The 7611-nt window shown below is 77.5% G+C and carries 7 protein-coding genes and 1 pseudogene; 4 read left to right on the top strand and 4 right to left on the bottom strand.

Annotated elements, in window-relative coordinates:
- Positions 1–230 (bottom strand): annotated as a pseudogene (locus HLB09_RS10360) (hypothetical protein); the annotation flags it as partial.
- 478 nt (positions 231–708) lie between these two features.
- On the opposite strand from HLB09_RS10360, the gene HLB09_RS19985 reads away from it, so the two are divergent.
- A complete protein-coding gene (locus HLB09_RS19985) occupies positions 709–1041 on the top strand; it encodes a helix-turn-helix domain-containing protein (RefSeq protein WP_171203303.1) in 333 nt (110 codons plus the stop codon).
- A gap of 78 nt (positions 1042–1119) precedes the next feature.
- On the opposite strand, the gene HLB09_RS10350 is transcribed toward HLB09_RS19985, so the two are convergent.
- The 3 genes from HLB09_RS10350 to HLB09_RS10340 all read right to left on the bottom strand — a co-directional run bounded on the left by HLB09_RS10350 (position 1120) and on the right by HLB09_RS10340 (position 4907).
- Positions 1120–2124, bottom strand: coding sequence for a phytoene/squalene synthase family protein (locus HLB09_RS10350; protein ID WP_322790126.1), 1005 nt, complete (start codon positions 2122–2124; stop codon positions 1120–1122).
- The gene (gene crtI, locus HLB09_RS10345; protein WP_171203300.1) at positions 2121–3734 is read right to left on the bottom strand and encodes a phytoene desaturase family protein; all 1614 of its coding nucleotides are present in this window, start codon (positions 3732–3734) and stop codon (positions 2121–2123) included. Before crtI ends, HLB09_RS10350 begins: the two co-directional genes overlap by 4 nt.
- Before the next feature lie 102 nt (positions 3735–3836).
- Entirely contained in the window at positions 3837–4907 is a 1071-nt protein-coding gene (locus tag HLB09_RS10340) for a polyprenyl synthetase family protein (RefSeq protein WP_171203301.1), read from the bottom strand.
- Positions 4908–5046: 139 nt separating this feature from the next.
- Between HLB09_RS10340 and HLB09_RS10335 the strand changes: the two genes are divergently transcribed.
- The 3 genes from HLB09_RS10335 (at position 5047) to HLB09_RS10325 (ending at position 7496) form a co-directional block, all read left to right on the top strand.
- Positions 5047–5988: a methylenetetrahydrofolate reductase gene (locus tag HLB09_RS10335; RefSeq protein ID WP_171203299.1), complete on the top strand. Its 942-nt coding sequence runs from the start codon at positions 5047–5049 to the stop codon at positions 5986–5988.
- A 171-nt stretch (positions 5989–6159) separates the two neighbouring features.
- A complete protein-coding gene (locus tag HLB09_RS10330) occupies positions 6160–6402 on the top strand; it encodes a hypothetical protein (RefSeq protein WP_171203298.1) in 243 nt (80 codons plus the stop codon).
- A complete protein-coding gene (locus tag HLB09_RS10325; protein WP_171203297.1) occupies positions 6399–7496 on the top strand; it encodes an acyltransferase in 1098 nt (365 codons plus the stop codon). The genes HLB09_RS10330 and HLB09_RS10325 overlap by 4 nt, the downstream gene beginning before the upstream one ends.
- The last annotated feature ends 115 nt before the right edge of the window (positions 7497–7611 follow it).

Here is a 7611-nt window from a genome sequence, read left to right as displayed (position 1 = left end):
GACGAGGAGCGCACGCCGCGCTGCTCCGCGGCCGCGTCGTCCGCGGTCTCGGGGACGCCCTGCGGCCCGGCCGCCTGCGCCGCCGCGGGCAGCAGGCCGCTCGCGCCGAGCGCGGCCGCCAGGGCGAGGGAGAGGTGGCGACGACGCCGCGGGCGCGCGGGGGCACCGCGTCCGGTCGTCGGGAGGGGGGCGTCGGTGCCGGCGTGGGCCAGCGCGGGGGGCGTCGACATGGCGTCCTTCGCGGTCGGTCGGCGGTGGGTCGTCGGGGGACGTGCCCAGGTCGGCGGGCGTCCCGGCGAGGCCGTGTGACACCTGTGACGAACGGGACTCGTGTGACTCGTGATGCTGCTGTGACGGAACGTACCGGAGGAGACGCGGATCACCGAGAGTTACACCGGTGGAACTCCTCCCGGAGGGTGACGGGGCTCTCGGCGAGCTCGGAGCAGGAGCCTCCGAGGGGCTGGCCGACGGCCCGACGCCCGACGTCGCGGGGCCGGTGCGAGAGCCCGGGGCGCCGCGACGTGCCGGTCGCCACGGCGTGGCAGGCTCGGGCGGGTGAGCACGGCACCCGGCGCCCCAGACGACCGCCCCACCACCGACCCCTCCGGCACCGACGCAGCCGGCACCGACGCAGCCGACGGGGGCTCCGGCGCGGAGCGCCCGACGACGACGGCGGAGGGCTCCGCCCTCGCCGACCTCGAGGGGCTCGTGGGGGAGTGGTGGACGCTCGCGGAGGTCGCCGAGCACCTCGACCTGTCGGTCTCCCAGGTGCGCCGGCTCGTCGCCGACCGCGACCTCGTCGCCGTCCGCCGCGGGAAGCCCCGCGCCGACTGCGTGCCACGGGCGCTCGCCGACCCCGAGCCGCTGCGGCGCCTGCGGGGCACGGCCGTGCTGCTGGCGGACGCCGGCTACTCCGACGCCGAGGCGCTGCGGTGGCTCTTCACGCCCGACCCGTCGCTGCCGGGCACCCCGGTGGAGGCGCTGCGGGCCGAGCACCGCACCACGGAGGTGCGCCGCCGGGCGCAGGCGCTGGCCTTCTGACCCGCCCCGGGGTCACGTCGCCCCGGCGGCGGCGCCGGAGCAGCGACGTGGCCGCACGTCGCCCCCGGGCGGGCGACGTCAGGGACGGCGCCAGGCGCGCTCGTCGCGGCGGGAACGGCGGGCCCGCGCCAGCGCGGGCAGCGCCACCCGCAGGCGCCGGGGGGCGGGCACGGAGACCCGCTGGTGGAGCACGCGGAGGTCGGCGTCCTCGACGGCGCCGAGGATGCCGCCGTAGAGCTCGTCGGCGCAGGCGATGGCGTCGCGGCTCGTCGGGTGGAGCATGCCGATGCCGGGGCGCGCGCGGGCGTACAGCTCGCGCGTGCGGGCCACCTCCAGCTCGAGCAGCGTGCGCACGCCGGGCGTGAGCGACGCCGAGCGGCGGCAGTGCCACAGCTCGTCGCGGTCGACGCCGCACGCGTCGAGGTCCTCCTGCGGCAGGTACACGCGCCCGCGCTCGAGGTCCTCGCCGACGTCGCGGATGAAGTTCGACATCTGGAAGGCCTCGCCGAGCGTCCGCGCGCAGCGGGCCGCCGGCTCCTCGAGCCCGGGCAGGGGCTCGAGGACGGGCAGCATCTGCAGGCCGATGACGGCGGCGGAGCCGTGCATGTAGTGCACGAGGTCGGCCCACGTCGCGTAGCCGGTCTCGGTGATGTCCATGCGCATGGACTCGAGGAAGGCCCGCACGTGTTCGCGGGGGATCGCCCAGCGCTCCATGGTCAGCGCCATGGCGCGGCTGACGGCGTCGGGCGCCGTGCCGCCCGCGCGGGCGCCGTCGAGGCCGCGCCAGAACTCCTCCTCGAAGCGCACGAGCGCCGCCGGGTCGGGGGAGGTGAGGCTGTCGACGAACTCGTCGGCGTAGCGGGCGAAGCCGTACAGCGCCCACACCCACGGCCGCTTCGCGGGCGGCAGCAGCGCCGTCGCCAGGTAGTACGTGCGCCCGTGCTCGGCGTGCAGGCGCCGGCACTCCTGGAAGTCGGCGCGCAGGCCGGCGTCGACGATGCCGGCCGCGTCGAGCGAGCGCTCGCCGAGGCGGTACCGCCCGGGCGCCGGCGTGCGCACGGCGGCCGCGGTCGGGGCGCTCACCGGTAGGCCCGCGAGCGGTACCCGGGCACCTTGCCGGTGATGCGCTCGGCCGCGAGGCGCCCCGAGACGAGGACCATCGGCACGCCGACGCCGGGCTGCGTGCCCGAGCCGGTGAGGACGACGTTCTCGCCCCAGAGGTTGCCCGGGCGGAAGGGCCCGGTCTGGCTGAAGGCGTGGGAGGCCGCGAAGGGCGCGCCGGCCTCCATGCCGCGGCGCTGCCAGTCCAGCGGCGTCGTCACGTGCTCGACCTCGATGCCGTCCGCGAAGCCGGGGAAGCCGCGCGCCTCCATCGTGCGCAGCACGTGCTCGCGGTAGTGCGGGCCGATGCGCTCCCAGTCGAGGTCGGGCGCGCTCTGCAGGTTCGGCGTCGGGAAGAGCACGTAGTAGGTGTGCCGCCCCTCGGGCGCCGCGGTGGGGTCCGAGAGCGACGGCGTCGAGATGAGCACGCTGGGGTCGCTCATGAGGCGCCCGCCGGTCAGCTCGGCGAAGACCTCCTCCCACGCGTGGCCGAAGGAGATCGTGTGGTGCGCCGCGCCGGGGTAGTGCGCCGTCGAGCCCGCGAGCATGAGGTAGCACGACGGCGAGTACGTCATCCGCCGCGACGCCCGGCTCTCGACGCCGAGCAGGTCGCGGTAGGCCACCGGCAGGTCGGGGTTGAGGACGACGGCGTCGCACGCGATGCGCTCGCCGTCCTCCGTGATGACGGCGCTGGCGCGTCCGCCGCTGTGCTCGACGGAGGCGACGGGGGTGCTGTAGCGGACGTCGACGCCGTGGGCCTCGAGCGCCGCGGCCATGGCCTCCGGCACGGCGGCCACGCCGCCCTTCGGGAAGAAGACTCCCGCCACCGAGTCCATGTAGGCGATGACGGCGTACAGCGCCAGGGCGTCGTAGGGCGACAGGCCGGCGTAGAGCGCCTGGAAGGAGAAGGCGCGCTGGGTGCGGGGGTCGCGCAGGTACTTCTCGACGCGCGGGGCCAGCTTGCCGAAGCCGCCGAGGGCGGCGAGCCGGGCCAGGTCGGGGGTGATCAGGTCCAGGGGCGTGTCGATGTTCGTGTCGATGAAGTCGCGCATCTCCGCGCGGTAGAGCTTCGAGACGTAGTCGACGTACCGCAGGTAGCCGCGCGCCTCGTCGGGGCCGATGACGCGCTCGACCTCGGCGGCCATGGCGCCGGGGTCGGAGTGGACGTCCATCGAGGAGCCGTCGGCGAACTGCGCCCGGTAGAGCGGGGAGACGGGCTCGAGGGTCAGCCAGTCCGCCATGTCCTCGCCGAGGGCGTCGAAGCAGTCGGCGATGAGGTCGGGCATCGTCAGGACGGTCGGGCCCGGGTCGAACCGGTAGGTGCCCGTCGGTCCGGCCAGCTCCAGGCGGCCCGCACGGCCGCCGGGGACGGCCTCGCGCTCGAGCAGCGTGACGCGGCGCCCCGCGCCGGCGAGGCGCATCGCCGCGGACAGGCCCGCGAGGCCGGCGCCGACGACGACGACGTGGTCGCTCGGCCCGGACGTCGTCCGCAGCCGCCCGGGGGCCGCGGCCTGCGCGGCCCAGCGGGCCCAGCGGCGCGAGCGGGTGGTCAGGTCGCCGGTGCGGCCGGAGCCGGTCAGGAGCGGGCTCATGGGGTGTCCTCGCGTCGGTGCTCGTCGTGCTCGGGGGGCCGGGGGCTCGGGCCGGGGGTCTCGCGGTCCAGGTGTCGTGGGTCCGGGTGTCGCGGGGCGGGGTCAGGCGGTGCGGGCGGTGGCGATGCCCACGAGGCGCTCGAGGTCCTCGCGCGCCTCCTCGGTGACGGGCGCCGTCGCCAGCGCCGCGCGGGAGCGGGCCACGAGGTCGTCGATGAGCTCCTCGACGGCGGCGAGCGAGCCCGTGCGGCGGATGAGGTCCTGCAGCGCGGCCACCCCGGCGTCGTCGAGGTCGGGCGCGCCGAGGAGGGAGGTGAGCAGGTCGGCGTCCTCGGCGCCCGCGCCCTGCGCGGCCAGGGCGACGAGCATGGTGCGCTTGCCCTCCCGCAGGTCGTCCCCGGCCGGCTTGCCGGTGACGGCCGGGTCGCCGAAGACGCCGAGGACGTCGTCGCGCAGCTGGAAGGCCTCGCCCAGCGGCAGCCCGTAGGCGGACAGGGCCTCCCGCTGCGCCGGGCCCGCGCCCGCGAGGGCCGCGCCGATGAGCAGCGGGTGCTCGACCGTGTACTTGGCGCTCTTCCAGCGCAGCACGCGCAGCGCCCGCTCGTCGGCGCCCTCGGGCGCGCCGCCCGAGGCCTGCTCGAGGACGTCGAGGTACTGGCCGGCCATGAGCTGGGTGCGCATGCGGTCGAAGACGAGGCGGGCGGAGGCCAGGCGCTCGGGCTCCGCCCCGCAGCCGGCGAGGGCCTCGTCGCTCCAGGACAGGCACAGGTCGCCGGCGAGGATGGCGGCCGCCTCCCCGAAGCGCTCGCAGGAGCCGCTCCAGCCGCTCGTGGCGTGCAGGTCGCCGAAGCGGCGGTGCAGCGCGGGCATGCCCCGGCGCGTGTCGGAGCCGTCCATGACGTCGTCGTGGATGAGCGCGGCGGCCTGGAAGAGCTCGAGGGCCGCGCCCACGCGCGCCTCGACGGCGCCGTCCTGGCCGCCGGAGGCCCGGTAGCCCGCCGTGCAGAAGGCGGGGCGCAGGCGCTTGCCGCCGGCCACGAGGTCGGCGACGGCGTCGACGAGCGGCTCGGTCTCCGGCGCCACCTCGGCGAGGACGGCGCGCTGGCGGGCCAGCACGGCGTCCAGCTCGGCCTGCACGGCGGTGCGGACCGCCTGCGCCCTCGCCGCGTGCACGTCCACCTGCGACCTCCTGCTGCGCACCGGCCCGACCCCGCCGAGCCCGGGCGGCCCGCCGTCGCAGGGGAGCCTAGGTGCCGCGTCCCGCACCGTGGGCGCCGGGTCGGGCGGCGCCCGCGCTGGCTAGCCTCGGGGCATGGTGACCCGCGGCGCCCCGCTGCGCGACGTGCTCGCGGACCTGCGCGCCGAGGGCCGGCCGTCCCTGTCCTTCGAGTTCTTCCCCCCGCGCGACGACGCCGGCGAGGCCGTGCTCTGGGAGTCGCTGCGGCGCGTGGAGGCCCTCGACCCGACCTTCGTCTCCGTGACCTACGGCGCCGGCGGCTCCACGCGCGAGCGCACGGTGCGGGCCACGCGCGAGGTCTCCCGCGAGACGACGATGCAGCCGGTGGCGCACCTCACGTGCGTCTCGGCCTCCCGCTCCGAGCTGCGCCGGGTCGTCGGGGAGTACGCCGACGCCGGCGTGTCCTCCGTGCTGGCCCTGCGGGGCGACCCGCCGGGCGGCCCGGGGACGGCGTTCGAGCGGCACCCCGGGGGGCTGCGCAACGCGCTCGAGCTCGTCGAGCTCGTGCGCTCGCTCGGCGACTTCACCGTCGGCGTCGCCGCGTTCCCCACCCCGCACCCGGAGTCGGCCGACGCCGACCAGGACGCCCGCGTCCTGGCGCTCAAGGCGCGCGCCGGCGCGTCCTTCGCCGTCACCCAGCTCTTCTACGAGGCGCGGCTGTGGACGGAGCTCGTCGACCGCGCCGCCGGCCACGGCTGCGACATCCCCGTGCTGCCCGGTCTCATGGCGATCACCTCGCTGCGCCAGGTGGCCACCTTCACCAAGCTCGCGGGCGCGCCGGTGCCCGCGCGCGTCGTCGAGCGGCTGGAGGAGGCCGAGCGCCGGGGCGGCGCCGCCGAGGTGCGCCGCACGGGGGTCGCGCTCACCGCCGAGCTCGGTGCCGAGCTCCTCGACGCGGGCGCCCCGGGCCTGCACCTCTACACGCTGAACCGCTCCTCGGCCTCGCTCGAGATCGTCCGCGCCCTGGGCCTGCGCGACCCGGAGCACGCCGGCGCGCCCGCCGCCGTCGCCTCCTGAGGCCGCGGGTGGGCGCGGGTCACGAGGGGGGCGCGGGGGGCGCCGTCCCCGACCGCGAGGAGCACCTGCGGCGCTGGGCCGCGCTCCACGGCGCGCCGGCGCCCACGGGGGTCGTGCGCTGGTGGCTCTCGCTCGTGCACCTGCTCTCGGCGCCGTCGGCGCGACGTCGGCGTGGTCACCGTGGGGGAGCGGCCGACGCGCGTGCTCGTCGTGGCGGCGACCGCGCTCGTCGCCGGGCTGCGTCCGCAGGACGCCGCCACCTGGGCCGCCGTGGGCGCGTGGGCGGCGCTGGTCGTCGCCGTCGTGGCCCTCGGGCAGCTGCTGCCCGTGCTCCGGCGCCAGCTGCGGGCGCTCGACGCCGCCGACGACGTGCACGGCGTCGGACGTGGGGAAGACGAGGGGCGCGGGGCGTGAGCGTCGTCGACCGCGTCCCGGAGCGGGCGCCCCGCCCCACGGCCACCCGGTGGATGGACGGCGCCCGCGTGCTCGCGATCGTCGCCGTCGTCCTCATCCACCTGCTGGCGCCGGTCGTCGAGGGCCGCGGCGTGCCGGTGGGCAGCGCCGGCTGGTGGGTGGCCAACGCGCTCGACGCCGGGACGCGCTGGTGCGTGCCCGTCTTCGTCATGATCTCCGGGGCCCTCGCGCTCGACCCCGGCCGGACGGCGCGGCCGCGCGAGTACTTCCGGCGTCGGGCGGCCCGCATCGGGATCCCGCTCGTCGTGTGGACGGTGCTCTACCTCCTCTTCCGGGCGTACGTGCTCGGTGCCGACCTCACCCCGGCCGACGCGGCCGCCGACGTGGCCGCCGGCGCGCCGTTCCTCCAGCTGTACTTCCTCTACGTCCTCGCCGGGCTGGTCCTCGCCACGCCCTTCCTCAAGGTCGTCACCCGGCACGCCACCTGGCGGATGTCCCTCGGCCTGGCCGTCGTGCTGCTCGGGCTCGGCGTCCTCGACCAGGTGCTGGCCTTCGCGGGCGGGGTGGGCGAGGCCAACGCGGCCACGCGCTTCCTGCCCTTCGCGGGCTACTACGTCCTCGGCTGGTGCCTGCGCGACGTGCTCGTGCGGGGGAGGGGGCTGGCGCTGGCCCGGGTCGGCCTGTGGACCTCGCTGGCGCTGACGGCGCTCGCGGCGGGCGCCACCGGCTACGGCTCCCTCGGCCGCTACGCCTACGACTTCCTCTCCCCGACGGTCGTCGTCGCCTCGACGTGCGCCTACCTCCTGCTCCACCGGGGCCTGGACCGGGCGCCGCGGCGCGTCGGTACGGCGCTCGCGCGCTGGGCGCCGTACGCCTTCGGCGTCTTCCTCGTCCACGGCGCGCTGGTCTACGGCCTGCGCGCCGTCACGGGGCCGCCCGACTCCCTGGCCGAGGTGCTGGGCACGGTGCTGCTCCTCCTGCCCGCCCACCTCCTCGCGGCGACCGCGCTGACGTGGGTCCTCCTGCAGGTCCCTTACGTGCGGGCGGCCCTCGGCGAGTCCGCCCGCCGGCCCCCGCGGCGCGCCGCCGCCTGACGCCGGCTCGCCGGGGGGTGCCCGGGAGGGCTCACCAGGGACGCGCGGCCGTGCGGGTCGACGTCGATCGCACGGCGGCGCGTCCCCGTTCGCCGACGGCGGCGACGGCGACACC

Origin of the sequence: Pseudokineococcus marinus (genome assembly GCF_013004605.1) — a bacterium.
GTDB lineage: Bacteria > Actinomycetota > Actinomycetes > Actinomycetales > Quadrisphaeraceae > Pseudokineococcus > Pseudokineococcus marinus.
The sequence above is the reverse complement of the archived record's forward strand: the minus strand, read 5'-3'. Positions and strand labels throughout refer to the sequence as shown.